The 26014-nt window shown below is 37.2% G+C and carries 28 protein-coding genes and 2 pseudogenes; 8 read left to right on the forward strand and 22 right to left on the reverse strand.

What is annotated here, in order from left to right; genetic code table 11:
• Positions 1–156: 156 nt before the first annotated feature.
• The 10 genes and pseudogenes from F4V44_RS17990 to F4V44_RS18030 form a co-directional block, all read right to left on the reverse strand.
• Complete coding sequence (locus F4V44_RS17990; RefSeq protein ID WP_150441410.1) at positions 157–660, reverse strand: carbonic anhydrase; 504 nt, start codon at positions 658–660, stop codon at positions 157–159.
• Between the two features lie 81 nt (positions 661–741).
• Complete coding sequence (locus F4V44_RS17995) at positions 742–1107, reverse strand: DUF2294 domain-containing protein (RefSeq protein WP_150441411.1); 366 nt, start codon at positions 1105–1107, stop codon at positions 742–744.
• Between the two features lie 76 nt (positions 1108–1183).
• On the reverse strand, positions 1184–3808 hold the full coding sequence (locus F4V44_RS18000) for a DUF2309 domain-containing protein (protein ID WP_150441412.1): 2625 nt from the start codon (positions 3806–3808) through the stop codon (positions 1184–1186).
• Complete coding sequence (locus F4V44_RS18005; RefSeq protein WP_150441413.1) at positions 3808–5325, reverse strand: NADH dehydrogenase subunit 5; 1518 nt, start codon at positions 5323–5325, stop codon at positions 3808–3810. Before F4V44_RS18005 ends, F4V44_RS18000 begins: the two co-directional genes overlap by 1 nt.
• A gap of 674 nt (positions 5326–5999) precedes the next feature.
• Positions 6000–6725, reverse strand: coding sequence for a glucosamine-6-phosphate deaminase (nagB, locus tag F4V44_RS18010; protein ID WP_150441414.1), 726 nt, complete (start codon positions 6723–6725; stop codon positions 6000–6002).
• A complete protein-coding gene (gene nagA, locus F4V44_RS18015) occupies positions 6712–7920 on the reverse strand; it encodes an N-acetylglucosamine-6-phosphate deacetylase (protein WP_150441415.1) in 1209 nt (402 codons plus the stop codon). The genes nagB and nagA overlap by 14 nt, the downstream gene beginning before the upstream one ends.
• A gap of 183 nt (positions 7921–8103) precedes the next feature.
• A complete protein-coding gene (locus F4V44_RS18020; protein WP_150441416.1) occupies positions 8104–9060 on the reverse strand; it encodes an aminoimidazole riboside kinase in 957 nt (318 codons plus the stop codon).
• 37 nt (positions 9061–9097) lie between these two features.
• Positions 9098–9241, reverse strand: a pseudogene (locus F4V44_RS27495) (GH32 C-terminal domain-containing protein); the annotation flags it as partial.
• Positions 9220–9522 (reverse strand): DUF7010 family protein, encoded by a 303-nt coding sequence (locus F4V44_RS18025; RefSeq protein WP_150441417.1) that lies wholly within the window; start codon positions 9520–9522, stop codon positions 9220–9222. The pseudogene F4V44_RS27495 and the gene F4V44_RS18025, both read right to left, overlap by 22 nt.
• Complete coding sequence (locus F4V44_RS18030; RefSeq protein ID WP_150441418.1) at positions 9477–10016, reverse strand: HXXEE domain-containing protein; 540 nt, start codon at positions 10014–10016, stop codon at positions 9477–9479. The genes F4V44_RS18025 and F4V44_RS18030 overlap by 46 nt, the downstream gene beginning before the upstream one ends.
• A 240-nt stretch (positions 10017–10256) precedes the next feature.
• On the opposite strand from F4V44_RS18030, the gene F4V44_RS18035 reads away from it, so the two are divergent.
• Positions 10257–10643: a hypothetical protein gene (locus F4V44_RS18035; protein ID WP_150441419.1), complete on the forward strand. Its 387-nt coding sequence runs from the start codon at positions 10257–10259 to the stop codon at positions 10641–10643.
• Positions 10644–10707: 64 nt separating this feature from the next.
• On the opposite strand, the gene F4V44_RS27500 is transcribed toward F4V44_RS18035, so the two are convergent.
• The 7 genes and pseudogenes from F4V44_RS27500 to F4V44_RS18065 all read right to left on the reverse strand — a co-directional run bounded on the left by F4V44_RS27500 (position 10708) and on the right by F4V44_RS18065 (position 16329).
• Complete coding sequence (locus F4V44_RS27500) at positions 10708–10851, reverse strand: hypothetical protein (RefSeq protein ID WP_191090757.1); 144 nt, start codon at positions 10849–10851, stop codon at positions 10708–10710.
• Between the two features lie 40 nt (positions 10852–10891).
• Positions 10892–11437 (reverse strand): TVP38/TMEM64 family protein, encoded by a 546-nt coding sequence (locus F4V44_RS18040; protein ID WP_150441420.1) that lies wholly within the window; start codon positions 11435–11437, stop codon positions 10892–10894.
• 451 nt (positions 11438–11888) lie between these two features.
• Entirely contained in the window at positions 11889–12248 is a 360-nt protein-coding gene (locus tag F4V44_RS18045; RefSeq protein ID WP_150441421.1) for a hypothetical protein, read from the reverse strand.
• 72 nt (positions 12249–12320) lie between these two features.
• Positions 12321–12482 (reverse strand): annotated as a pseudogene (locus F4V44_RS18050) (stage II sporulation protein P); the annotation flags it as partial.
• A gap of 30 nt (positions 12483–12512) precedes the next feature.
• Entirely contained in the window at positions 12513–12785 is a 273-nt protein-coding gene (locus tag F4V44_RS18055) for a DUF2933 domain-containing protein (RefSeq protein ID WP_150441423.1), read from the reverse strand.
• Positions 12786–12840: 55 nt separating this feature from the next.
• Positions 12841–13938: a YncE family protein gene (locus F4V44_RS18060; RefSeq protein WP_150441424.1), complete on the reverse strand. Its 1098-nt coding sequence runs from the start codon at positions 13936–13938 to the stop codon at positions 12841–12843.
• Positions 13939–15108: 1170 nt separating this feature from the next.
• Positions 15109–16329, reverse strand: a complete 1221-nt coding sequence (locus F4V44_RS18065; protein ID WP_150441425.1) for a benzoate/H(+) symporter BenE family transporter — start codon at positions 16327–16329, stop codon at positions 15109–15111.
• A 511-nt stretch (positions 16330–16840) separates the two neighbouring features.
• On the opposite strand from F4V44_RS18065, the gene F4V44_RS18070 reads away from it, so the two are divergent.
• Both F4V44_RS18070 and F4V44_RS18075 read left to right on the forward strand, forming a co-directional pair.
• On the forward strand, positions 16841–17449 hold the full coding sequence (locus tag F4V44_RS18070; protein ID WP_150441426.1) for a TetR/AcrR family transcriptional regulator: 609 nt from the start codon (positions 16841–16843) through the stop codon (positions 17447–17449).
• Positions 17450–17712: 263 nt separating this feature from the next.
• On the forward strand, positions 17713–18018 hold the full coding sequence (locus F4V44_RS18075; protein ID WP_150441427.1) for a hypothetical protein: 306 nt from the start codon (positions 17713–17715) through the stop codon (positions 18016–18018).
• 237 nt (positions 18019–18255) lie between these two features.
• On the opposite strand, the gene F4V44_RS27505 is transcribed toward F4V44_RS18075, so the two are convergent.
• A complete protein-coding gene (locus F4V44_RS27505; RefSeq protein ID WP_191090758.1) occupies positions 18256–18399 on the reverse strand; it encodes a hypothetical protein in 144 nt (47 codons plus the stop codon).
• A gap of 674 nt (positions 18400–19073) precedes the next feature.
• On the opposite strand from F4V44_RS27505, the gene F4V44_RS18080 reads away from it, so the two are divergent.
• Positions 19074–20012 (forward strand): aldo/keto reductase, encoded by a 939-nt coding sequence (locus tag F4V44_RS18080; protein WP_150441428.1) that lies wholly within the window; start codon positions 19074–19076, stop codon positions 20010–20012.
• A gap of 93 nt (positions 20013–20105) precedes the next feature.
• On the opposite strand, the gene F4V44_RS18085 is transcribed toward F4V44_RS18080, so the two are convergent.
• Entirely contained in the window at positions 20106–20408 is a 303-nt protein-coding gene (locus F4V44_RS18085) for a 2Fe-2S iron-sulfur cluster-binding protein (protein ID WP_150441429.1), read from the reverse strand.
• Between the two features lie 39 nt (positions 20409–20447).
• On the reverse strand, positions 20448–21362 hold the full coding sequence (locus F4V44_RS18090) for a catechol 2,3-dioxygenase (RefSeq protein ID WP_150441430.1): 915 nt from the start codon (positions 21360–21362) through the stop codon (positions 20448–20450).
• An 831-nt stretch (positions 21363–22193) separates the two neighbouring features.
• On the opposite strand from F4V44_RS18090, the gene F4V44_RS18095 reads away from it, so the two are divergent.
• From F4V44_RS18095 to F4V44_RS18105, 3 genes are read left to right on the forward strand one after another with little or no spacing between them, the layout of a single operon-like run.
• On the forward strand, positions 22194–22574 hold the full coding sequence (locus F4V44_RS18095) for a group-specific protein (protein ID WP_223881951.1): 381 nt from the start codon (positions 22194–22196) through the stop codon (positions 22572–22574).
• Positions 22575–22590: 16 nt separating this feature from the next.
• A complete protein-coding gene (locus tag F4V44_RS18100; RefSeq protein WP_150441509.1) occupies positions 22591–23106 on the forward strand; it encodes an RNA polymerase sigma factor in 516 nt (171 codons plus the stop codon).
• Positions 23087–23332: a hypothetical protein gene (locus F4V44_RS18105; RefSeq protein ID WP_150441432.1), complete on the forward strand. Its 246-nt coding sequence runs from the start codon at positions 23087–23089 to the stop codon at positions 23330–23332. The genes F4V44_RS18100 and F4V44_RS18105 overlap by 20 nt, the downstream gene beginning before the upstream one ends.
• Before the next feature lie 127 nt (positions 23333–23459).
• On the opposite strand, the gene F4V44_RS18110 is transcribed toward F4V44_RS18105, so the two are convergent.
• Positions 23460–23792: a DUF1904 family protein gene (locus F4V44_RS18110; protein ID WP_150441433.1), complete on the reverse strand. Its 333-nt coding sequence runs from the start codon at positions 23790–23792 to the stop codon at positions 23460–23462.
• Positions 23793–24113: 321 nt separating this feature from the next.
• On the opposite strand from F4V44_RS18110, the gene F4V44_RS18115 reads away from it, so the two are divergent.
• Positions 24114–24437 carry a hypothetical protein gene (locus F4V44_RS18115; protein ID WP_150441434.1) on the forward strand — a complete coding sequence of 108 codons (324 nt, stop codon included), beginning with the start codon at positions 24114–24116 and terminating at the stop codon, positions 24435–24437.
• Positions 24438–24559: 122 nt separating this feature from the next.
• Here the strand turns inward: F4V44_RS18115 and F4V44_RS18120 are convergent, their stop codons facing one another.
• Positions 24560–25843: an MFS transporter gene (locus tag F4V44_RS18120; protein ID WP_150441435.1), complete on the reverse strand. Its 1284-nt coding sequence runs from the start codon at positions 25841–25843 to the stop codon at positions 24560–24562.
• Positions 25844–26014 lie beyond the last annotated feature (171 nt).

Consider the following 26014-nt stretch of genomic DNA (forward strand, 5'->3'; position numbering starts at 1 on the left):
TCTAAACAACCTATATTACTTGCTTTCTAGCGTACAAAACAAAAAAACAAACAGGCTAAAATAGCATGCCTGTCTGTTTAACTGAACCCACTCTTTATTAATCACGAGTATCATTTTCCCATAAAAACTATTTGCTGAACTAACTATAATAGTTTCTTAAAAAATATCGACTTCATGTTGCGTTTCATTCTCATGACCTATCCTTAATTCCATAACCTTCACAGAAGATGGCATTAATGGATGGCTGCGAATCACTTCAACTGATTTCTGATTAGTACCTATGAAACTATGGTTTCCTTCAAACCATTCCATTATTGTTGTGTTTGAAAACTCTGGATTACAATGGGTAAAAAGATAATGAAGGGTACTCATGCTCTGATGCGGGTCTATGCTTTCCCCAATTCTTCCTAGAATATCCTCCGAATCCTTTCGATCCTTATTCGTATCAACAATCACTATTTCTTCTATATTTTTTTGATAAACATGTAAAAGAATCTCCCGCATTAATTCGCCAAAAGGTTCTATTTTATCTAGTTCATCGCTTTCTAAAAGGATCATTTCTTCTGGACGAACCTGATATCTATGTTTCACATCATGAAAATCGATTTCTTTTTCCCTTCCTACTACAAATAGTACTTTTTTATTCTCTTTTAAATACATCAAATCCCCCCATGAATGTTTATCCTATCGTTATTACTTCTTTAACAGACACTATATATATAAAATAGGATAAAGATCTTCTTAAGCTAACCCGTATTGTAAATCACCAGAAAGTTTAAAGACCATTACACGTTCTCCCGTTTGTGTACTAAGGTCGGTGTAAAAACTTACGACCTCAAACCCTGTTATCGTAAAGATAATTTCCTTTAACTCATCGACACCGGATTCTACAAGGCTATTTCGGTTCTCTTTAACGGTTAGCAACCCCTCTTTATCTTTACATAAGGAATATTCAGCGGGAGTTAAAATTCCGCGAAGACTGACTATAATCATATCCCGCAAAATATCTGATTTAACGGATACCGAGCCTCTTCCAAGATAATGCTTTTCCCAATGGGTTAAAGCTTTACTGATTTCCGCTTCAAGGGCTCCTTTTGTTTTATCCATAACGATTCACTTTCCTTTTTCCTAAAATAATCTCTTAATAACTAAGCCAAACATCCTTTTCCATCTGGAAAAGAGGTTAGGACCAGCTTACCCAGTTCCCTGTCTCATCAATCGATGCAAGCTGGACCCAGCCATTCTGAACTTTTTGATGAAAGTCCTGATCTTGTTTTAATAGTTTTTCAATCGCATCCTTAGGTGCTTCGATTACTACTAATAATCTTAATGGGATATGGTAAAGCTCATGATCAGCACTCATGACAGATTGCCATGGAAGTCCTGGTAATAAATCACTGGAATTTCCCTGCATAACACCAATACCGGAAGTTACTGTTTGCGTTCTTTTATTCCCGCTTCCATAATAATGCGGTGCAACGGTGGAAGCATAATATTGCAGGTTAATCCATTGGGTGACCGTTGCAGGTCCTTTAATAATATTGGCAAGTATCGTCCCATTCCTATCCTTCTTCCAGTTATAGGTATGGAGAAAAGTTCTTCCCTCTAAATTACATTCCTCCGTGAGCTCACGATTCCCAATAATAAATGCGGCATTACGGGCAAGACCCCATTCCGGCCGTACCTCACTCCAATCTTCAGCAAATCGCTCAGCTTCTTCTTGCGGATTTTTACCGTTATATCCGATAGAAGGAAGCTGCATAAGCCGTTCGGTACTGACTTCTTCTCTTACATTAGGCAATACCGCTTGAATACGATCAAACGCTTCCTTCGCTTTTTCTGTAAGTTCCGGGACAAAGATGGGACGCAATTCATCCGTCGAGGTCACATGTTCAGCCGCTATAAAAACCGTATCTTCTGGAATCATGATTCCCTCCATCGCTAACGCCTGTCTTACTTCCCTCAGATTACACAAAGAGGCTAATACCCGTGCATTAAATTCACTTGATGTCCCTCCGCATGCACCACAGTCAAGGGATGAAGCATATGGATTATTCGTACTGCGGCTTCCATGACCGCAAATAACCACTAAAGAAGAGAAGTGTTCGGTTAACCCCATCATTTTCAACGCTTGTCTGACGTAGGTCACTTTTTCTTTTTCAGTAAAACCGGTGGATAACTTTGTTTCGGAATGATCGATGTTAAGTGTAAGTTCCGCAGCCGGTTTTTGAAGCCATTTTTCCTGAACTCTACGGAAGGCTGCTCCTGCTCTTCGCGGGATAAAACTTCGAGCCAGCGTTTGAAAAGTAAGCCACGGACCGCTGACTTCCGGCAGCATCAGACTGGCAAGCACATGATGCTTCATACCCTTAAAGGTACTGCTAGATGCATGTACCGCGCCCAATCGCTGTTTATATTGTTCCAACGCGGGCTCCCTTGAAAATTCTTTCACTTTTATTTGCGGTTTAAACAGTACTGGCAAAGCAGCGTGACGATGTTCACTGCCAAGCTTGCACGTTTCAATGGGCAACCCAAAAAAACCGGCTGTGCCAAAAGTCTCAAAAGGCCCTGATGCTTCAAGTTTGCGGCGAAAAGGCTCTGAACGCACATCAATACAAAAAACAAACTGTGCCAATGCAGGCTGATTCTTCTGTTCTGCTTTATTATGCAGTTTGGATGTAATTTTATTTTTCAAATGGTCCTCGTATGTTTTTTCCCATGCTTCCAGCCAAAGTCGATTGCGGAGAATCGTATCAAAACGATAGGCAAGTGTCAAACGCGCTTTTATTTCTGTTGCAGAAATTTGTGACCAAGAGTGGATGGACATATTCCCCCAGTGACCCCAATTAGCAATAAGAGGTTCGATAGATACTTGCTTCACCATTCTTTGCTGTGATAAAGGCAAAAAAGGTGTAATGAGAGCCCACTCCATGAATAGCCGAACGGCCAAATATTCGGTTAACAATGTTTTTTCCGTATCATATTGCTGTGAACGCCAAAGCATCATTCCTGCCCAGCCTGGCAGGGCCAGAAGGTGAGCCTCCAGATATTCCTGCATGTCTGTATAAGGAATGCCTAATAGGATTAAGATTTCCTGCAAAGCATAATCAGCTTCATTAGGTGCATTTCTTAATCTTTTGCGTACAGAGGGCTTCAAAGCAGGATCATGGAGGACAAGCTCCTTCCATGCGTGATAAAATCCCTTTTTGCGATTTGGCATAGACCAAACAGCCTGAGATTCGTCCAAGTATAATTTACACCATTTAATCATATGGAAATTGAGATTTTCAACAAGCTTCGTCCCCTTTTGATTTTCAATCAGCTGACTGTATGTTTGGACTGCATATTTTTTCGTCTTTTTCGTTTGAAAACGACTTAGCTTTTTTGCCAAATGGGTTAACTCGGATGGTGATAAACATCCAGAAGATCCTTGATCCCATCTGAGAGCAGCCCGGCAATAGGCTTCTGCCGCATCGCGGGGTAATTCAAAATTCTGTTCATCAAGCCACTTTTGTAAGCCTGATTCTAGAAATTCCTCCTTAATCTCTCCGCGAGACCAAGCCGATTGTATCAAAGAATCATTAGGATAAATATCTACATCATTCATTTCTTTTAAAAACCGGGCAACCTGTTCAAACGAATGATGTTCCATACGTGCCCAAGGATGCCTCGCTGCAAACGCAGTGAGGGGCCCTAACGGCACAATGACGGAGCTTGCTGTCTCCACCAATTCTTTTACATTTATATCAAGGTCACTTAAGTTTTTTTCAACCTGCAATGTCTTTGCTACTGTTAAGACTGAATTCACTATTTATTCCCTCCTTGTGACATGTATTTCATTAGATATTTTGGATGGCTTTCAACCACATCATAGTTTGGTTCCCCTAACCGAACGAGCCATAGATAAAGAATCATAAAACCTCTTGAAGATTGATTGCGAGCAAACGATAAACCGATTGCACTGCCAATGAACAATAGAATCAAAATGAATAGAATGGCAGGAAATGGAGGTTGTATTCCTGTTCTAATCGTTTCATGCAACAAACGATGAAAGCCGGAATGAATCAGAGCATAGATGAATGCTCCAGCTGCAAATAACATAAATCCTGATATTCGTCCGATTTTTCCGTATCCAAAAACGACCAATTGCTTCCAAGCTAACGATACTGAACTGCCTAAGATGATTGCACTAATTAATCGATAACCCTCTTCAGGAGAGACTGCCCAATAACCGATTCCCGTTAGGATTCCGAAAGCAATTCCAAAAACTGTTCCAAATAATGAAGCTGGCTTGGTTAACATCTTTAGTGGCTTTTCATGGTGAATAGCAGAACCTGCTTGCAAGAAAAGTGTCGATTTAAATAGACCATGTAATACAGCATGAATGATGGCCGCTATATAGGCACCGAGCGCACACTGAATCAGCATGAACCCCATCTGTGCAATCGTTGAACCAATCAGCTGTCGTTTATAGTCCACTTGGACGAGCATAATGCCCGTTCCTATGATCACCGAAATGCCTGATAGAATCAGTAGGAGGATCTGCGCCAAACTTGTGGTAAGTAACGGTGCAAAAAGAGTTAAGATGATACCTCCAGCATTAACAATACCAGCATGCATAACGGCTGAAACAGGTGTGGGAGCCACAGCCGAGTCTAGTAACCAGCGATGGAAAGGCCATTGTCCTGCCGGAATGACCACAGATAAGATCAGCAGCAGATGAATACCATTTTTTTCCCACGACGTTAACCCCGCTAGACTCTCTTCTGACACCACCTGTGACAGCTGCCAATATCCTGTTGCTTGAGATATCCATAGAATCGCTGCTAGTAAAATCAGCCAGCCCAACGCAAACAAACGACCCATCGTGGTTGCAGCCCGTTTAGCTGACTGCCATTCTTTTTTTAGTCTAATAATCAAAGTCAGCCCAAAAAGTGTCATTCCCCAACAGATTAATAGAAGTCGAAGATCATCACTGAGCCATGCCAGTGCGCCAGCAACCGTCGTGAGTGTGAGAAGAAAAAAATAGTTTCGATAGGAACGGTCACCAAGCAAGAAATGGACTGAGAATCGTTGGACAATGAGACCCATGGTCAGAATAAATACAGCCAGCAGCCATGATAAGGAATCAAAACGAAAAGGTCCCCATATGAAACTTTCATTCTGAAAAATTAGAGCAAAAAGAGCAAGTAACGGAGACAGCGATACCACTCCAATATGAATACGAACGTAGCTTAGAGAGACTTTAGGAATTAACAGAATGGTTGAGCTAACTAATGAAACGATAAGAAAGATAAGAAAGACAAATGGCAATGAAACTAACATCTTACTCCCTCCAATCGATAGAATGGTAGTATAGAAGTAAGCTTGACTATTTTATGTATGCTCTTATGGTTTTCCCAATTAATCATTGTGCAACTTCCTTTCCTGTTCTTTATCAAATTCGCCCCGTCGAATTTGCGCCCGGATTACCTGAGCTCGCTCGATAAATTTCCTTTAAAAAATTCGTGGCATCCGCCGGAGGCTTAACTTCATTCAGCCGGGTTTGAACTCCACTGAATCAGAGTGCTTTTTGAATTCATCTCTCACTTAAGGAAGTGGAGAAACTCTGCTGCATGAAGTTAAAAACAAAAAAACCGACAACTTCAATGATTTAATAGTCAGTTTATGACCATTAAACACATAGAAAATTGTCGGTTTACTATCAACTAGCCCTTTTTTAGGCTTTTATCAGTCTACCTTTAGTATGCAGTTATTAGAAGGAGTGAATATCCCCCTGCTTGCTTTATTGGATTCCTATTCATATGAATTTATTTTTTCATCTAGTCAACTATGATTTATTAACTATATGCTAAAATAATCGTATATTTATAGGAAATATTTATAGATTTATTACAGCAGTAATATTACTCTTTTTCAAAGATTCTGTCAAGTAGTGATTAGTGTTAAATTGATTTTTCGTTCTAGTTACGAAGAATAGGGTCTCGTTTATCATCAGCCTATTTAGCTGCAAGTGCTTTATAATCAGCAATAATTGTCACATTGGGATGATTCTTCAATACAGACGCAGGATTATTTTCTGTTATTTCACCGTTAAGCAGCTGAGCTAAAGCCTTGCTCTTTTTTTCACCTGAAACAAGAAGCAAAATCTCCTTAGCCTTCATAATTGTGCTAATCCCCATAGAAATCGCTTGTGTTGGTACTTCTTCCAGACTTGAAAAATACCTAGCATTGGCTTCCCTTGTAGATGGAGTCAATGTAACTAGATGTGTCTTTGAGTCAAATGACGCGCCAGGTTCATTAAACCCAATATGTCCGTTGCTTCCAATACCAAGCAGCTGCAGGTCAATTCCACCTTTTTCTTCAAGCAGCTTTTCATAGTCAAGGCATTCCTTCTGAATATCACGGGCGTCACCGCGTGGCACATACGTGTTTGATTTTTGAATATCAATATGGTCAAATAGTTTCTTATTCATAAAATAGCGGTAACTGTTTGGATGATCTCCCGAAAGGCCGACATACTCATCTAGATTAAAGGTTGTTACATGCTGATAAGATGTATGATTTTCCCTATGATCCTCAATTAATTGGCGGTAAGTACCTTCCGGTGTACCCCCTGTAGCCATTCCGAGTGTGATTTTCGGAGAATTGCGAACTTTATTAACAAGATATTCTGCAGCCTTTGCACTCATTTCCTCATAGTCTTTTACTTCAATCAAATTCATATCCATTTTCCTCCTTCTTATAAGCAACCTTCCCGCGGCAAAAGGTCATGACAACGTCCAGGTTCTCATTAAGAATGACGATATCCCCATCTTTCCCTTTCTTAATGCTTCCTTTCCGATTGAAAATATTTAATTGTTTTGCCGGATTCGCAGATGCCATTTCAATCACTTCTTCAAGTGAACAACCTGTATAGTTTAATATACTTTTCGCAGCCGTTCCTAGTTTTAGGATACTTCCTGCCAATGTCCCGTCACTTAGAACCGCTTTCCCATCTTGTACCGTAACGTCCTGCCCGCCTAAATCGTAATGGCCGTTTTTTAAACATTTAGCCCGCATAGAATCTGTGATTAATATAAGACCTTGACTTCCTTTTTGCTTATAGGCAAGTTGCACCATTTCAGACCGTACATGAACTCCATCAACAATGATTTCCGCCTTTAATTCCTGATGCAGGAAGGCTGCTCCGACGACACCTGGTTCACGATGATGCAATCCCCTCATCTGATTGTATAAATGTGTCACATGATTAGCTCCTGCCTTGATAGCATCTACTACCTCTTCATAGACTGCATCCGAGTGGCCGATTGAAGCAACAACTCCTGTTTCTTTTAAATAGCGCACCAACTCAAGTCCTCCTGTTTGCTCTGGAGCCAAGGTGACGAGTTTAATGCGATTCTTTGCTAGTGACTGCCATTTTTTAAATAGGTCAAGGTTAGGATGAACCATATGTTCCCTTGGTTGTGCTCCTGCCATCTTCGGATTGACAAAAGGGCCTTCCAGATGAATGCCGATAATTTCCGCTCTGCCAGTATCTTGCTGTTTGCTAATATACTGGCTTGCATTTGAAAGAGCCTTTTCAATTTCCGAACTACTTTGTGTCATTGTTGTTGCTAAGAAACTCGTAGTTCCTTCACTTGGAAGCATTTTTGTCATTATGTCTAATGATTCCTCCGTGGCATCCATCACATCAGCACCGTTAACACCATGAATATGGACATCAATAAAACCAGGAACTGCTTTATATGCGGAAGGAAGAGTAAGGATCTCACAATGCTCCTCTTCTCTTAATGTCTCCATTGGTCCAAGCTCGATTATTTTTTGATCCTTCAGCTTTATATATCCGTTCTCTATTTTTCTATCCTCAGAATATATTTGAATGCCTTTTAGTAAAATGATTGTATTAGGTTGATTCATTTATATTACATCCCTTCAGCCAGTTATAGCCTTTCTATCATTTACACCGAGCGCTTCCTTTAAGTCCTTCCATTTTAAAGAGGATAGCAAAGATACTATCCTCGAAAATAGACTGCCCGTTTAAATGGTCATTATAGAAAAATCAAGGAATCAGTCTAGTTCATATCTATACTAGTTGCTTTTTCACTGGTCCCCAAGCGTCGCCTGTATTCTGTCTTTTATTTCTTGCAATGCAGGGAGACCGGTCATAGCGCCTTTTTTGGTCGTAGCTAAACCTCCAGATACACTGGCAAATCGAATTACTTCGACCAGTTCCTGTTCTGTGAGCTCTGTTAAGGGTTTTACTGATTCATTAATGGAATAAAGGATTCCAGAAACAAAAGCATCACCTGCCCCAGTTGTATCAACTACCTTGCATTCTATTGCAAGAACGCTTCCTATCTGACCTTTAAAACGGTACATACATCCATTTCCACCTAAAGTCACTAAGATAAGCGGCAAATTCGGTAATTTTGCAATCCCCTCTTCCAAATGGTCGCAGCCGGTTAAGAAAATAAGTTCTTCCTCGGAGATTTTCAAAATATCCGCTTGATTTAAGGTAGAAAGAATGGTCTCCTTTGCTTGATTCTTAGTGTCCCACAAGCCTAAACGAAGATTCGGATCGTACGATACTAGCATACCCATTTCCTTTGCCATCTTTATAGCCTGAAGGGTAGCTGATTTAGAAGGCTCACTGATGAGTGAAATGGATCCAAAATGAAAAATTTTATAAGATTTAAATAGTAATGGATCTAATTCTTCTTTTCTTAAGAACCTGTCTGCACTCGGATTAATGTAAAAGCTAAAGTCACGTTCCCCCGAAGGCTCTAATGTGACAAACGTGACGCCTGTCCTAGCTTCATCCGTAAATGTCATGGATTCCGTATTCACTCCGTAATTGGATAACGTCTGTAATAGAAAGTGTCCCAGCACATCATTTCCAACTTTGCCAAGGAAAGCAGCTTTCCCTCCAAGTTTCGCAATGCCGACAGAAACATTGGCTGGAGCACCTCCTGGAGCTTTTTGATAGGTTACATTTTCAGAATCAAGAGGAATAAAATCAATCAGTGCTTCTCCTATACATATGACACCATTCAACATTTGTCACCTCACTTTAAAATAATCCCATCATTCCCACTTAACCAAGATTCCACTTGGTTAAGTTACATTCCGCTTCTCCACGAATGATAATCGTATCATTCTTTGGATTTGGAAAATAACGGGCAGCAAAAACTTCTTCACCGTCATTAACGAAAATTTCTAAGGAAGAATAATCCATGAAAAAAGGAAATCGATTTTCAGTATTTTAGATACAAGAAGACCAACAGGGAGAATCATTCCAGCACCAATAAGATAAAACAATCCAAGCCATTCGATCTCTAGATTGAAAAAGCTGATTGCACCTAAGAGAAGCCAATAGACCACACCCACATAAATCATTGTAATCCCTTTTTTCGTCCGCTTCATTAAATCAATCGTTGTTTTATCGACATTCAGATCATATTCCCCCTTCTTTTTTATGAATCTGGTAAAATTTTTACTGATAGCTGATGCCCAAACCATACAAGTGCAACACTAATCAGCCCATATGGCAGATTAATAGCCAAATCCGTAAAACTAATTATCTGTTCATCCATTAACCTGTAAAATAAGTAAAGGGAATACGGCAGCGTAACTATGATGGCACTGCCCACTCCAAGCGCATAGACGCCAAAATATAAACTTTGACCGATATGTGAAAAAATGTGAAGAAAAAAGACTGCATTGACTCCGAGAAATAATCCGTAAAAACCTTGTTCTGCCGCTAGATAGGAAGCAATGATATAGACAATGAATTGCATAAAGACTGGAATCGAAAATCTTGCGGCATTGGTTTTCGATAAATCATCAAACACTTTGACCATGTGATTAGGCACCTTAGGTCTTAACCTCACATAATTCTTTTTGAACCAAGACTCCACAAATATGATTTCTTCAAAATCATGCAGCAGAAATGTGATGGGAAAAAGCCAAATTAATGTAGTCAGACTTATATGCGGCTGAAGCCAATCCAGCATTGCACGCACCTTCTTTTGAATAATTCAGAATTTTCTTTATAATATAAACATACAACACTAATCTTAATTTTATCTTAAGTCAACAGGACTCAATGGGTTCTTTGCTCTCATCCTTTATTAAGGTCCAACAGTCCTCTTATATCTTCGCCTTCCAATTGTAACTTCCAGGAATATTTAATGCATATGATTGTAAGAAACCAATATAAATTTTAATAGTTTTCTATATAAAGGGGGATGACAATGAGCGAAACAGCTATCCCATTTTTATCAATCATTTCCACATTTTCAAACAATAAAATTTATAACAGAGAAATACAAAAGGATTTAATTCAACTGATCCCGGCTTTAGAGGATTATATAAATGTCAAATTAACATCAAGAAAATTGGTTTGCAAATCATTTATCAGTCATCTGACTAGATTACTAGAACGTATTTACGTTAATGAACTTATCCAAGGCGAGCAACATTGTATAGATGCAGGAGCCCGCATTGCTTTTCATAAGCATCATAAAAACTTACAAACCATCTTTCATAACATATTCCCCGATAAAAATTTAGAACTGACCTCATATGAGATTTATTTATTAGTACTTTATATTCTACGCTTAAAAAAGGAACTAGCATGACTTATCTTTCATTCAAAAGCAGTTAATGTTCCCGTTGTACCTTCGAGACCAATCAACACCAGCTTTAATTAAATTTCCCGTCATTATCTTTTAGTAATTTATAAAGGCTGATTCCTTGGAAAATAAACCATAATGGAATAACCGTTAAACCGCCAATCCCGATACCAGCTACGACAAATGGTTGGAAGCCGATAACATTACCTAACACGGTAATCATTAAAGTAAAAAATAATGAAACCTTGTAATGACTAGTTTGTTCTTTTTCTATAAAAAATGGCTAAAAGGATTATGGAGGTAATACCTAAAATAACTTTACCTTGCCAACTCCATTTTAGAATTTGTTGAACAGAGTAAGCTTCTATCAACAGTGCAGGAATTTTGCCTAAGGTACTGGCGATAGAAAAGTTTAAGATTCCCACTTTGCTGCCAGCACTTATTAGTGTAACTAAACCTGATGGGATAAATGGAAATATTCTAAGGGCTATAATAAGCATAAATGCCTCCAGTCCTTCCGTCCCTTCTAAATTTTTTAAGTATTTATTGTTGATTGTAGTCTTTGTTTTTACTTTACGTATACCCATTCTATAAAGGAAAAAGCTTATAATAGCTCCAAAAGCTTCACCTATAATAGATATAAGAAATCCATTTCCGAAGCCAAAGAAATTGATATTAGCTGCGGTAATAAAAAAACTTGGTATGACACCTAGAATACTAATAATGACATTAATGATAATACTTAAACATACTGCGAATAATCCACTGTTCTCCAACAATTGCATCAACGTTGTTTCCATATAACACCACCAATGATATTTTACTAATGATACTTTCTAGTTACCCTGTCCGATCATCCCGTACTAGAGTTTTAAATTTTTTATGATTATTAGATTTCTTCATTATTTACATCGCATCATTTATAAAGCTACTCTTATTCTTCGATAATCCTGACCGTACAAAAAGAAAAGCCACCTGAATTGGCAGCTGAATCTTTAATTAATGCAACCCATTGAGTTTTATAAGATTATAGATTTTAACTATACTAACCAAAGATTGTTACTTTCTATCATATCTATTATCCTTTTCATGACAGCAAGACTAGATTCAATCACAAGTTTGAATCAACAGATGACCAACAACAAGAACATAAACGGCGGCAAGACTTTAATGATCACAGCTAACTAAATTCTAAAGTGAAATAGCCCTTTCCTTTTTATACAAAATTACTTTATACCAATATCGTCATGTTTAGGTTAAAAATTTGAGTAATGCGAACATCATGATAATGAGAAAACCGGTGCTCGCAAAAAAATAACCGTAACCCCTTAATTCCTCTTTTTTTTGTAATTTACTATATTCTTTATAAGTAATTTCCCCCTTTGCAAACATGACTCCATTATGATCGGGTTTTACAGAATAAAGCCTGCCTTCCTTATCTTCTAGTATGACTTTAGTAATTAGATCCTTTCCATTCCACTGATTATGTTGCTGTTGCGATTTAAGACCACCGTCTCCTGAAACATCTACTCTTACCACATTATACAATGAACTTTTTCGTATTTCTTCACTTACTAGATAAGCTTGTTGCTCAATAAAATGATTAGACACACACACAAATAACACCTCACAACCATTTTATTTTTAGTTATTTACGTTCCTTAAAGCTTATTATGAGATATTCTATGCAGAATTCCTACTAACTTCTTCTGCTTTCCAAAAATGTTCACTAAATACTTCAGCAAAGTCTTCAATCGAGCAATTAAGTTCTTCCATGTTATTTTCTACACCACCGAACTCTAGCCACATGGATGTAGTGGTTATGTCTTGATTGTAAGCACCATTTCCCTCGTCCTTACCTTTACTAAATACGCTTTAATTAGTATCTAAACTTTCATCAAACTTTCTAAAATCAAAAACCGTTACCTTATTAAAGGAAACGGCTTTTGATTTTAGAATTTTTTTTACCAAAGCTGGTAGAATATCTAATTCATTTCTTCGTTTGTTAATTTCTAGCTCCAAATTGGAAAGTTTTGAATCCATCCCTATAAAAAGTTTTTGCTCCTTATGAACATGCCTATGGCCTTTCATACAGAAAATCATCATCAAAGGACAAACCAATAACAGCAAATATTGTAACCATTCCAAGAATTCCATTTTCTTTATCATACGAAGAAAAGATGAAGATTTTATAGAGTTCTAATTAATTCTTTTTCATAATGGTAATTCCGTTTGGTATTTCACCGACTTCGATTGTATCAATTACTTTCTTTTGTTCTATATCAATAACAGATACTGTATTCTCAAACATATTCGTTACATATAACCACTTGTTTTCAGAACTTGTCACAACTCCATGTGAACCTTCCCCTGTTTCAACCGTTGAGATTACCTTTTTTGAAGCTAATTCAACAACTGAAACTGAATTTGATGGGGACTCTTCTGTACCTTGATTCGCTACAAATGCCAATTGATTATTAGCATCCATATAAACTTGAGCAGGTCCATTACCGACTGACACCTTTTCTACTTGATCTGTTTCTAGATCAATGATTGCAAGCATATTTTCTTCATTAAGAGTTACAACAAGTGTATTGCCATCTGATGTTATTGCTGTAGTAACCGGTGTAGACCCAACCTTTATTTTCTTTTCTTCCTTCATTGTTTTTAAATCCAGTACACTCACAGTATCTTCACCCATATTGGCAATATAAGCCCTTTGACTATCTGCAGAAATTCTAAAACCATGTGGTCCATTTCCAGTATTAATGGTTTGAGTTATTGTAAAGCTTTCTGTATCAATAACAGAAACATTATTCTCTTCATTATTTGTGACCAAGACATATTTACCATCCTCTGTAAACACTATATGTGCCGGATGATTCCCAACCTCAACCGTTTTTAACAGTTCATTTGAATGAGTATCATAGAACAATGCTAATCCGTTCATTTCCATTGAACCACCACCATGATCCATTTTTGGAACAACGGTCGCACCAAGGATTTCTCCATTTGGGGATACCTGAACATTATGAACCGCTCCTTCGACATTAATCTGACCCGCTACTTCATTAGATGTTGTATCGATTTTCGAGATGCTTCCTCCCTCATTAGCAGTGAAATAATACTGAATAATTGGATTCTCCGATGATTTATCCTCCGTTGCTTCCGTTGAAGGAGGATTATCCTCTATATTATTTTTCGTTGATTTAGAGTCCTGATTTGAACCAGTACTACAACCTGCAAGAAATACTCCTAATATGGTAATTAATGTAACTATAGTTAATTTTAGTTTATTCATTTGGTGTTTCCTCCTTTTTATATTAATTCCTATCATAAGGACTCAAATGAATTATTTATGTGAGCTACTTCACATCTAAAAAAAGAAAGATTATATAGCAAAATTCTTTGAAAATCCTTAAAAACTGCATAACTTACTATTAAAATAAAATCTATTTTTTGGGGAAAATAATATCTGATTTAAGTTTTAGTTCGTTTGTCAAAACTAACTAACAAGATGTCATCGCCTCAATTGTTTCGAATGGAAACCTAAGCCTGTACATCGTCTGTACAATGGTTGCACATCAAATTTATTCCAACAATTTTTTATACAGGGTCAAGCCGCCATTAAAGAACACCTTATATACGCACTATTCGCCGTATCTAACATTATGGAGCGAGAAATCCATTTTCATTCCTGGAAGTAATGGTAAGTATCCGGTGGCCAAAATGATAATAGGTCCCTCCTGAAAAATTAGCTATACCTTATTGGGTATAGCTAATTTTAATGAATGGCTCATTTCCAAAATCCTTGTTCCTTATATTTTTAGTTATATCAGGTTGTTTTATATTATAATTCAGTCTAAAAGACCCAGGGAAATAGTATAAGTTACATAATCTATACCATGTCTCTAAAACTCTTACTTATGATACCTTCATCAATATCAGATAAACATATGGCTCGCCCGGCTCCTCTATTACTATCTTGTTTCAATTCAGTAAGCATCCCAAGGATATCATTCACACCACACGTACATTATCGTTAAAAGGAGTCCATAAATGAAAAGCAAGACATAATTGTGCATTAATGACTTGGCAAGCATTTAGATAAAATTTTAAAAGACTAGAAAGAATACAATAGTCATTTGCCTATTCAGTAGATAAAAGCTTAACCATGAACCTTTTATATGCAACTAATAAACAAGATTTTCACACACATTAATGAATAGGAAATATATAAAAATATAACACCATCCCTCTTACATTCAAGAGGGATGGTGTTATATTGAATAGGCATGTACTTCATGTTCTAGCGACTGTATTATTTCTAACTAATTACTATGTTCAAGTTTATTTTACTATATCCCTATACTTTAACAATTTTTAAAAAGAGATAGTCACTATATCAATCTTCTTAAAACTTCATTTTCAGTTTATGGCAACGAACCTTGTTCTCTTTTAAATCTCCTGTTTAACCATTTCCCTTTAATTTCAAACTCAAATGTTCTCTCTCTAGTAAAAATGTAACCATCAAACTTCCAATAATGGCCCATAATGGAGCACTAATATTGAAGAAATTCACACCTGACATCCCAATGATTAGCGCAAAAAAGGCACCCATTTGAAATTTCGTATCGGAAAAAGCCGTTTTCAGTGAATTGATTAAAACACCTAACATGGCCAATCCGGCAATGACTGTTACGATTACACCCGGCATAGCAATAACAAATGGAACAACAATGGAGGCCAATAATCCGTATCCTGAATAAATCACTCCATTTAAGAACCCTGCCGCATACCGAGTTTCCTTCGGCCCTGCCTCTTTTGAAGCATTAATCGCCGTTGCTGGTCCAGCGATATTAATGGCATGGGCACCAAAGAAAGCAGCGATCACACCGATTGCTGAACCGGAGATGGCCATCGCATTATTTGGCGGATTATATCCTTGAGCCATCAACACACCTGATGCTTGTGCATTTTCAGAACAGATGATAAGTAATGCTAACGGAATACTAATTGATATAATGGCTTCTATACTAAATACTGGCCAAATAACCTGAGGCAGAATGAAAGAACCTCCCATATCTTGAAATTTAAACGCATCCATCAAGAAAGCCAAGGCAATCGCCACAACTAAAGCAGATAATACAGGCGGTACCTTTTTGAAAAACCGTGATGAAAGTAAAAAGGCCAGAATCGCTGAACCCGCAAGTAAGGGAGAAATCGTTATGGATGTAATCATATCAATAGCAAATCGAATCATTACACCCACAATCATACCCATAACAATAGGAAGCGGCATCCATTTCATCAACTTGTCAATTAATCCAGATAGACCGAGTATGATGACAAGAATATTCGCTACGATATAGGCTCCAATCGCCTCATTCAATGAAAAATGGGTTAACGAGCCTGCTACTAGTACCGTTCCAGCAATGGTATAGGCACCCGTTATCGGCTGACGGTACTTTAATGCCAGGTACATACCTAAGAGCCCGCTGAAAAAGTAAACCGCGAATAACCAACTGATGGTCTGTTCATAGGTCAAGCCGCCGCTCGTCGCTGCTCCAATAACGATTAAAGCAGGGCCTGTACTTCCAAAGATGGATGCAACTACCGCTGAACTTACCGTATTAATATTGATGGTATGACGTAAATCTTTCAAATTCGTCAGAAAATGATTTTCCTTCATAGCTGCCTTCTCCTCTACCCTATCTTTCTTATATATTTCAAGTTTCGTTTATTAATTTAAAATATTCGGACATGCAAGTTTATTGTGATATAAGGCTGTCTGGTTTTATATTACCCCTAAAACTGCTGTACAGTGCAAAAAAACATTTTCGAAACGATACGTTCTGTTTTATATTTAATATTATAATTCAATCAGGAAATTTTGCAATAATAATATTTTCATTGCGTTAATAGTGAAAAAGGTTAACGCATTTCCACGGGAGGTCCCTTTCCAGATTCTTTAGAATAGGGATGATTTCGAACATTGCTGAACAGTGTTCTTTCCTTCTGAAAAACAAATTCTTTTTCTCTTTTATCCGTCTCCCTTTCATTATTATTAAAGCTGTTCTATTATTGAGGTATACAAGACAATAGATGATTCAAAACCCTAGAACAGTCATGCTTTCGCATCGGCGTTCATTATATATCATGGTGAACAACCTGAGTTATATCCAAATAAGTGAGGTATATGAATGACAGAAAAAAAACGATCTAAACAGCACTCACCCGGGAGACCGCGAAGTGAAGCGTCTAGAATCGCGATACTTGATGCAACCGTCGAATTACTAGAGGAATCAAGTTATGCAGAATTGACTATCGAAGCGATTGCTGCCCGTGCCGGTGTTGGAAAATCGACTATTTATCGTTGGTGGTCTAATAAAGCCTTTGTCGTTTTTGATGCCTTTCTCGTGTCAACTGAATCCACCTTATTTTTTCTTGAAGAAGGTTCTCTTCGTGAAAATTTCCGCCAGCAGCTTCAAAGCCTTGCCGTCACACTAAACAGTGCCCTTGGCAGAACCGTTATCGGACTTGTAGCCGGGAGCGGAGAGGAATCGGAAATCGCCGCAGCCTTTCACAATGATTTTCTTAATTCGCGTCGGGCAGATGCCAAACGAATCATTGAACGTGCCATAATGGAAGGAGAAATCCAATTCACCACTAATTTAGACATCATAGCAGATATGTTTTATGGACCGCTCTATTATCGGCTGCTTATTCAAAAGAAAATCGTTGATTCATCGTTTATTAATACATTAGTAGATCAGGTGATGAAAAGCATTTGCCCTTCTCAAGGGAAATAAATCATATTCACTTAATGCTGTCAGAATAATGGCACAGAACAATTACAGGCAACCATTTTGTTTTTGAAAAAAATAATACGAGCGATAATCGAAAAGGAGTTCCCTGCCAATATGGGGAACTCTTTTTTTATCAGACCTATAACAAGACAAGAGATTCCCCTTATAGGCGTTCATCATCCCTCTCCTTCAAAAAATATTTAATGAATAGGATTCATATGAAGCTAATACATATTTTAATAGTTTTCATATGGAGGGGAATAATAATGAACCATTCCACTGTGCCATTTATATCTATCATTTCTACATTTTCAAATACAGGGATGTATAACAAGGAAATAAAAGAAGATTTATTACAGCTGGTATCAGCAATAGAGGAATACATCAAGATTAAATTAACATCAAGCAAATTGGTGTGCAAATCCTTCATCCGTCATCTGACTAGGTTACTAGAGCGTATCTATAATCATCAACTCATTCAAGCGGAATCAAAGGATGGAGCCACAAGTCAATACGGCATCCCGCAAGCATCAAAAACACTGACAGACGATATTCCGAAACACATTTCCTGATGAAAATATAGAATTGACCTCTATTGAGATGTATTTTTTAGTCCTTTATATTTTGCGCTTAAAGAAGGAATTTAGTTAATAGACGTTGTATTATATAAGTGATATGTTAGGTGAGGGAATTAAAATCTACTTCCTATCCAAAAAATCATCCATCTAAAATAAAAAGAGACCTTATTAAACTCCCGAAAGAATTAAAAGGTCCTCTACTATGTTCTTTTTGTCATATATTAATTCCCTTCAGTTGATCTTTTTTGTATTATACTCTTTATATTGCTTCTGACTGCGAGGGTTCATTTGCTCAATTAAAAACTTAAGGTATTGATTCAAATCAAATTGATCATCCTTAATAAAATGTTTAATGACCGCTTTGCTTTTTTTCATCGTCTCCTCCTTTCCCCGACATACACTTATTTATTTCGTCGCCCGATAATGTTTTTTTCTTATTTATTATGGTAATAGCCCCGCCTTCGCTATGATACCATGATGGCCACACACGCCATTTCCCTGCTTTCATTATAATTGGAAACGTTTGCATTACTCAAGATTTTTTCTCCTTCATATTCCGACAGTTTCTATCTGAAATAACAATAAAAAACAGCATATTGGTAATATACTCCAATAACGCAGAAAGTTTTGTCGAATTTTTTATTATATTAAGATTATTTAAAGGGAATGGATGCTGCAAATTAAAACTATTTGCAGAAACAGCTAATATAGAAGGGATATAATATTCTAATTTTATAACAGCTTATTTCATGCAGCATAAAATACAGGAGTGACAGTAATACAACAAAGGAAAAGAGTCTCCCCCCTTCTCCTTTGCTGTTACTAATCGATTCACCATGCCACTATTCTTTCTTCCATGAAAGATTTTCAATTATAGACAGTCTGAAATTATGATCTGCATTACGCAATACCTATAGGAGAGAAAACTAGTTTATCAGTATCTATATTTTGACATTACCAGTTGATAGCCCTATAATCAGTGTTGATTTTCAAGCAAACGATAGAAATGAACAGCAAAGTAAAAATGGATAAAATGGAGGATAAAGATAATGAAGTTTTCTACTTTAAAAAAAACAGACATCATCATCTCTCAAATTGGACTAGGTACAAATGCAGTAGGAGGACATAATTTATTTGCAGATTTAGATGAAAGTCAAGGGAAAGAAATGGTTAGACATGCCATCAATCAAGGAATCACATTTATTGATACGGCTGATATTTATGGTAAAGGCCGTTCAGAAGAGCTGATTGGTGAAGTCCTAAAAACAGTAGATCGTAAAAGCCTGGTTCTTGCAACGAAAGGCGGGAATGAATGGCTAGAAGACGGCAGTGTACGAAAAAATAACAAACCGGAATATTTAAGGAAAGCAGTAGAAAATAGCTTATCCCGCCTGAATACAGATTATATTGATTTATATTACATCCACGTTCCAGATCATGAGACCCATCTATCTGAAGCGGTCGCTGAACTCTCTAAACTAAAAACAGAAGGAAAGATTCGGGCTATCGGCATTTCAAATGTTTCTTTAGAACAGCTTAAAGAAGCCAATCAAACAGGAGAAATCGTTGCACTGCAGTCAGCTTATCACATGTTCGATCGTTCGGTGGAAAAAGATCTTCTTCCCTATTGTGTTGAAAACAATATTTCCTTTATTCCATATGGTCCATTAGCCTTTGGTCTGCTAGGCGGTCACTATACAAAAGATTTCCGACTATCTTCAGGTGATTGGAGAAACTCAGTTCCTCTCTTCCAAGAAGAACATTTTCTACATACGCTTGATAAAGTCGAAAAATTAAAAGATATTGCTGAGCAAAAAGAGATTTCACTCCCCAACCTGGCTCTAGCCTGGCTTTTAGCACAAGAAGGTGTAGACGCGGTCATACCCGGAGGAAAACGCGCTGAACAGATTGATGCGAATCTAGATGCAAGTGACATTGTGCTAACAAAAGAAGAATTAAATGCTATTGAGGTTATTTTAACTAAATAGTTTTTTTCAATAAATAATAGAAGATAATAAAAAACCAATCGGAATGTGTTCGATTGGTTTTTTAGATATTATTTCGCATCATCTAACTGCGCTTTATTTTTGTAGTTTCTCATAATCTTCAACAGCAATGATTTCAAGGTCGCTTTTAGCAGTCATACAGCATGCTAATGCATAACCATTTTCTAGTTCCTCATCTGATAATGCTTCATGAGAACGTACTAAATCTTGATCGTACTCTCCGTTTAGGACCTTCACCTTACACATCCCGCAGCCGCCGCGTTGACATCCTGTAGGAATCGGAATAAATAAATCACGGGCTGCCCTTAACGGCGTGACATTCGGTGCACAGGAAAATTCAAATTCCTGCCCTCTTGCTTTAAGTGTAACTTTGTGCATACAGGTTTCCCCCTCCTTTTTTTCTGCAGATAATTTAAATTAAGTTAATGCTTTTTGGAAGGATTCAGAAAGTTCTCTGCGGTGATAGAAAATACCTGTTCCAATTTTTGATGCATCCCATGTAATCGTTGGCATATCAGCAAACGCCATATAACCGCCTGCAAATGCTTCGTTACGGTTACCAGATGGATCAAAGAAATAAATCGTTTGTCCTCTTGAAATACCATGACGAGTTGGTGTCACATCAAACGGCACTTCATACATAGATAATAAATCAGCCGCTTTGAATACATCATGTAGAGAATCAACCCCAAATGCTGCATGGTGAAGTTTAGCATCAGGTCCTTTTACAAAAGCAATATCGTGTGCCGTATTTGTTGTGAATAAGAAACTTCCAACTAGTTCCTCTTCGCCTTCCGTTACCACTTTTTCACTTTGTCCAAAACCAAGCACGTCAACAAAGAATCTTGTGACCGTTTTCAAATCATCGCCAGTTAGCAACAAGTGATCAAGACGGTGCGGTGCAATTCCTTTTGTACCTAATGGCCATGGATGAGGATTTTTCGTTCCTACTGCCGTCCCTAACAGCTCAATTTCATGGTATAGTTCACAAACATGACCAGTTGGCAGGATAAAACGAACAGCTTCCCCTTCAGCCAATCTTGTTTGATTCGTAACACGTGTTGTTGTACAGCCAAATTCTTCAATTTTCTTTTCGTAATAAGCTAAATCATCGATCGATTGAACTTTGAAAGCTAAATGAGCCAATCCTGCACTGTTTGATTTTGTCAAAATTAAACTATGGTGATCATATTCATCCCATGCTTTTAGGAAAACGCTTTCTCCAATGCGTCCAGTTTCTTGTAAACCAATAACATTGGTATAGTAGTCTACAGATTTATCTAAATCTAATACTCTTAATTCAGCGCGTCCAAGACGTAATACTCGTGCCATTCTCTATTCCCCCTAACCTTTTCATAAAACTCTTTTTATCTTTAAAGTTATCTTTTTATAAAATTAATAACGTTTTCACCATTAATATATAATTGATATCGCTTACATTTATACTATATTATATTAAAATAAAGTTTTCAATGTTTTTACAGAAAATTTACCTATAAAAAATAATATGCTTACCCAAAAAAAATATTATATTTAAAAAAATCTCGCAGGCTAGTTCATATGTCCACTAACGAATTCAATCCGTTGTTATCACGGAAAACAAGAACTTATACGTTGAAAAATGATAAAAAAAGATACCGTTCAAAAATGAACTAGCATCTCATTTTTCATATCTATATTAATGAAGAAAGTGATAATTAATAAAGTAACATCTGCTAATATAAACAGGAATATCTGTCCCGCTTCCTAGATGAAATAAAACATTCTTTTATCTATTCATTACTAGAATACAATGAACTAAAGATTTTTTAAAATAATAAAATAATCATCGTCCTTTAATGACCGATGTAAAGCAGACCCCTTCCCTAGCTCAATAAGAAAAAGCTGCAACTATAGCATCCTTCATTTAATTAAAATATCATTTGAACAAAACCATATAGACAATCGTTCCTCCGGCAATTGAGAGAAACATGTTTTTATTCCAAACTTTATAGGTGCAGTTCCACTGCCGCTGCACCTATAAAGTTTGGAATCTCATTTTGCAACCTCCATATTCTTACCTTTAAAATGACGATCCATATCTTTTTATTTCAAACTTTTTTATTTTTTAATGAACCTTTTGGCTTCCCCATTTGTATAGTTAGCAAAGAAGAAAGATGGGAGATGTTAAAAGTGGATACTGGTTGGATTGTTTCATTGATTGTTGCAGGTGTTTTAATGGTTTTTATTTTAGCGATAGCGATTCCAATGGATCGCAAACATGTTGTCCGTGAAAATGGTAAAATCAATTATAAGAAAACGAAAATCTATTTACGATGGAACGTCTTTGATACTCTGACGCTTGGCTTAGCCATCTATTCGATTATCTGTGTTCAAGCTCTGAATTTTTTAGTTTCTAGTGGAGAGACGGTTGAGAATGTGTTTGTACAATTTTTTACCAATCAAGCACAAGTATGGACACTTGTATCAATGCTTTACTTAATTTTCAGGGTATCTATGACATTGAAGGCCATAAAGGAACGCTGGGGCGATGAAATTGAATGAACGCGAAGATGAGTTGATGATTGCTTATCAAAATGGTGATAATAGCGCTTTAGAAGGGATCTACACTCTGTTAAAACAGCCGCTTTATTCATTTATTTACCGTTATACGAGGGATGAACAGTTCAGTATCGATATTGTTCAAGATACATTCGTGAAGCTACAGCGGTATAAGAATGACTATAATCCAAGGAATGGCAGGTTAAAGTCCTATCTCTTTCAAATTGCCTATCGTTTAATGATTACCAAGCTGAATCGGCGCAAAAAATGGAGGAGCCTTTTGCCCTTCCTTGCCCCGACTAAAAATGAGGAATTCCATCATACCGACCGAATCACGGTTCGGGAAGCCGTTGCCAATCTTCCTGAAATACAGCGTGCCGTTGTATTACTGTTCTACTATCACGATATGCCTCAAGAGGAAATAGCCCATATCCTTGGAATTCCGAAAGGGACGGTTAAGTCAAGATTGCACAAAGCTCTTAAGAAATTGAAGGAAGAATTGGAGGGAGAGGAATATGAGGCAGGATCCCTTTGATAAGGATCAGCATCTACGTACAAAGCTGGATGAATATCATGTAGACATACCCGATTTCCCGATGAAGCCAAAAAGATGGGAACGATTCATTAATTTTCTTGCTTCACCGGCAAAAGACCCGCTTGACCCATTGATATCTTCAAGTCATGGGATACTGTTGTTAAAAATTGCACCTGTTATTGGTACTGCTGCATTTGCAATCATTCAAATGTTTATTTTACTATAATGGCGGGATAAAGGGTTCCTATTTACTAATCATTTTCTTTAGGGACTAGCAGCATTCACTAGTCCCTATTCTTTAGTTGTCGAACACAAATACAGTGGGTCGATGTTGAATAGTATAGGTATTTTTGTTATTCACCGACTCTTTCGCCATTAATATAATAAGCAGGCTCGGAGAATGGAATAAACACGACCTCTACCTCATCGGCACCTGTTGACATCATATGTTTGGTAACAGACTGGGCAAATCGATCACGAGTCTCTTGCCCGCGTTCAAACCATTTTACCTCAATGAGCGGGAAAGATGGAATTTCTTCACCGTCAAATACAAAAGTAGAATGTGGCACCTCAAACGTGAAATTATCTGTTCCGCATTCACAAATTTCAGCAAGCTCTCCGACTAATGGCTTGCTGATTCTTTTCATCTCTTCAATCGATACTCCGCGAATCACTAAGTGTGGCAATTCTATTCCCTCCATTATGTATCATCTAATTAGATATCTCATTTACCGTTTATCCAACTACTAGGACGATGTTGATTATAAGCGCTACCTAGTATGACAGCCCTTATAAACCAAATATTTCCTTCCTTTCCCTTCCTTACTATAGTAGAATAGAGATTAAACATCAATGATATGAACTTGAGCCTATTGCCTGATGTTTTTCTTATTTATCGGTGATATTTTACTAATATGATATACGCGCGTGAAAGTAGATAACTAGAACTCCAAACGGTCAAGTATGTAAGGAGCAGAAATGAAAGAATGTTTTACAAAAGGAGACTCATGACTAGAAAACTGTTTTTATCTTTATTAACTGTGTTTTTTATTTTCACTTCAGTGGGATGTAACAAATCGCCAGAAGTAAACGAGAAATCCTATGCGGAACACTGGAATGAATTGGATAAGAACCAGAAGTACTGGTTCGTTACAACAGAACTGGAGAAGTTAAAGGCCGCAGGGTATTCCGTCATTGTGGAAGAGTATTATTTTATTGATCGATTGGATAGTTACTATAATGACAATCCACCCGGCGATTTACCTGCGCAAGAAGCTATAAGGAAAATAGGTGTTTCTACCGGTACTATTCAAATGTCACTGACTAAATAATGCAATAAATATAGAAAGCAAACGATACATTAACGTTATAAAGGATCTTCGATTAGAAGATCCTTTATATTCTTATTCGCAAGAAAGAAAGCCTCTGTGTAGATAGCTCATGCTTTATGATTTTATCCATTCAGGTTTGTTATCGCTTCCAATTCAACCTTCTCTTTTTTAGAACGAATGCCCGTCCATATTAGAACACCACAGATTCCTAAAATCAGTGCCATTAAATAGAATGCGTAGTGAAAGCCTGTTGCCATCGTTGAAGCACGTTCGATAAGAATACCTGTTACATAAGGACCAACCATCCCACCGATTGAACCAACGGCTACAAAAATCCCTTGCGCTTTTCCTAAATGTTGGGGCTGAATAATTTCCACAAGAATAGTTGGACCTAATACCAAGATGACGGCTCCCATCGTTAAACCTAATGATAGAAATGTAACAGCTAAAGTAGATGAAGAAGTCAAACTGCCTAATAGATAAAAAATTCCCCCTGTTAATACAACTGGTCCCATTACAAAGACTCTCGATTGAATCATACTTCCCGTTTTACGATATAATCGATCGGAAAACATGGAAAAAAACAATTGTGATGCAATGGTTAATAAAGCTGGCGCTGTTACGGCTAATGACATGCCCGCATTACCTAATTCTAAAACGGTTACAAAATAATTAGGCGTCCAGGACATGAAAACAGACATGGACCAATAGGCAGTAAACCCGCTAAAAATGACAATTAAGAAGTTTTTAGACAAAAAGACAGGAAGAAAACTTTCTTTCGTCGTAGTCGAAATCACTTGATGATCCTGTTTTGCTTCAACCCTATCTGGTTTTTCTTTGCCAAAGAATACCCAAAACACTAACCAAATTAATGTAACAACCCCTGCTGCCAAAAAGGAGGAACGCCAACCAAAATCAGAAATGAGGAAAACACAAATGGGTGCTGAAATAGATAATAATACAGGTGCACCAATGGAAACAAGAGAAAGGCCTGTACCTGTTTTTTCTCTAGGAAGCCATTTAGACGCAGCTGTCATGGCTAATGCATATGATGGACCTTCTGCTAAACCAAGAATCACTCGTGTGAGTAATAGAATAGGCAGACTGTAAATAAACAAAGTTGAAAATTGAACGACTGCCCATAAGATAACCATAATCGTAATCACATGCTTGGTTCCGAACTTGTCTGCTATCGTTCCACCAAGAATAGCGGAAACAGCAAACAACCAATAGAAGGCACTGCCAATCAATCCCCATTGAGTTGGTGATAGCCCTAATTCATCCATAATCGGTACGGAAGCAAAGCCAATCATCGCTTTTTCTACATTACTAATACCGATCATAAAAAATAATAATAAAATCATGACCCATGCTTTTTTGGTTATTTTTGAGTTTAATTTCTCCATCCCTTTACCTCTCCTAATTAGTGACGAAAAATCCTATCTTAAAGTTTTTTAGAATGATAGTAGTAGATAGAAACCTTTCGAAACACCTGTTTAAAATAAATTTCACCTTTTATTTAATTTCTACTTAATCATCCTCTAAAAAGGTCATAAGAAGTTTAATCATTTAGATTT

It is taken from the genome of Niallia endozanthoxylica, from assembly GCF_008710145.1.
Classification (GTDB): domain Bacteria; phylum Bacillota; class Bacilli; order Bacillales; family Cytobacillaceae; genus Bacillus_BD; species Bacillus_BD endozanthoxylica.

Bases quoted from the DNA above. Each gene is read 5' to 3' on its own strand.
- F4V44_RS18040 (WP_150441420.1), bottom strand. From the start codon at position 11,437: ATGGAAACAACGTTGATGCAATTGTTGGAGAACAGTGGATTATTCGCA.
- F4V44_RS18035 (WP_150441419.1), top strand. From the start codon at position 10,257: ATGAGCGAAACAGCTATCCCATTTTTATCAATCATTTCCACATTTTCA.
- F4V44_RS27505 (WP_191090758.1), bottom strand. From the start codon at position 18,399: ATGAAAAAAAGCAAAGCGGTCATTAAACATTTTATTAAGGATGATCAA.
- F4V44_RS18065 (WP_150441425.1), bottom strand. From the start codon at position 16,329: ATGAAGGAAAATCATTTTCTGACGAATTTGAAAGATTTACGTCATACC.
- F4V44_RS18085 (WP_150441429.1), bottom strand. From the start codon at position 20,408: ATGCACAAAGTTACACTTAAAGCAAGAGGGCAGGAATTTGAATTTTCC.
- F4V44_RS18060 (WP_150441424.1), bottom strand. From the start codon at position 13,938: ATGAATAAACTAAAATTAACTATAGTTACATTAATTACCATATTAGGA.
- F4V44_RS18090 (WP_150441430.1), bottom strand. From the start codon at position 21,362: ATGGCACGAGTATTACGTCTTGGACGCGCTGAATTAAGAGTATTAGAT.
- nagA (WP_150441415.1), bottom strand. From the start codon at position 7,920: ATGAATCAACCTAATACAATCATTTTACTAAAAGGCATTCAAATATAT.
- F4V44_RS18020 (WP_150441416.1), bottom strand. From the start codon at position 9,060: ATGTTGAATGGTGTCATATGTATAGGAGAAGCACTGATTGATTTTATT.
- F4V44_RS18115 (WP_150441434.1), top strand. From the start codon at position 24,114: ATGACTAGAAAACTGTTTTTATCTTTATTAACTGTGTTTTTTATTTTC.
- F4V44_RS18030 (WP_150441418.1), bottom strand. From the start codon at position 10,016: ATGCTGGATTGGCTTCAGCCGCATATAAGTCTGACTACATTAATTTGG.
- F4V44_RS18095 (WP_223881951.1), top strand. From the start codon at position 22,194: ATGTTAAAAGTGGATACTGGTTGGATTGTTTCATTGATTGTTGCAGGT.
- F4V44_RS18025 (WP_150441417.1), bottom strand. From the start codon at position 9,522: ATGGTTTGGGCATCAGCTATCAGTAAAAATTTTACCAGATTCATAAAA.
- F4V44_RS18105 (WP_150441432.1), top strand. From the start codon at position 23,087: ATGAGGCAGGATCCCTTTGATAAGGATCAGCATCTACGTACAAAGCTG.
- F4V44_RS18100 (WP_150441509.1), top strand. From the start codon at position 22,591: ATGATTGCTTATCAAAATGGTGATAATAGCGCTTTAGAAGGGATCTAC.
- F4V44_RS18005 (WP_150441413.1), bottom strand. From the start codon at position 5,325: ATGTTAGTTTCATTGCCATTTGTCTTTCTTATCTTTCTTATCGTTTCA.
- F4V44_RS18075 (WP_150441427.1), top strand. From the start codon at position 17,713: ATGAACCATTCCACTGTGCCATTTATATCTATCATTTCTACATTTTCA.
- F4V44_RS18120 (WP_150441435.1), bottom strand. From the start codon at position 25,843: ATGGAGAAATTAAACTCAAAAATAACCAAAAAAGCATGGGTCATGATT.
- F4V44_RS17990 (WP_150441410.1), bottom strand. From the start codon at position 660: ATGTATTTAAAAGAGAATAAAAAAGTACTATTTGTAGTAGGAAGGGAA.
- nagB (WP_150441414.1), bottom strand. From the start codon at position 6,725: ATGAATTTGATTGAAGTAAAAGACTATGAGGAAATGAGTGCAAAGGCT.
- F4V44_RS17995 (WP_150441411.1), bottom strand. From the start codon at position 1,107: ATGGATAAAACAAAAGGAGCCCTTGAAGCGGAAATCAGTAAAGCTTTA.
- F4V44_RS18070 (WP_150441426.1), top strand. From the start codon at position 16,841: ATGACAGAAAAAAAACGATCTAAACAGCACTCACCCGGGAGACCGCGA.
- F4V44_RS18080 (WP_150441428.1), top strand. From the start codon at position 19,074: ATGAAGTTTTCTACTTTAAAAAAAACAGACATCATCATCTCTCAAATT.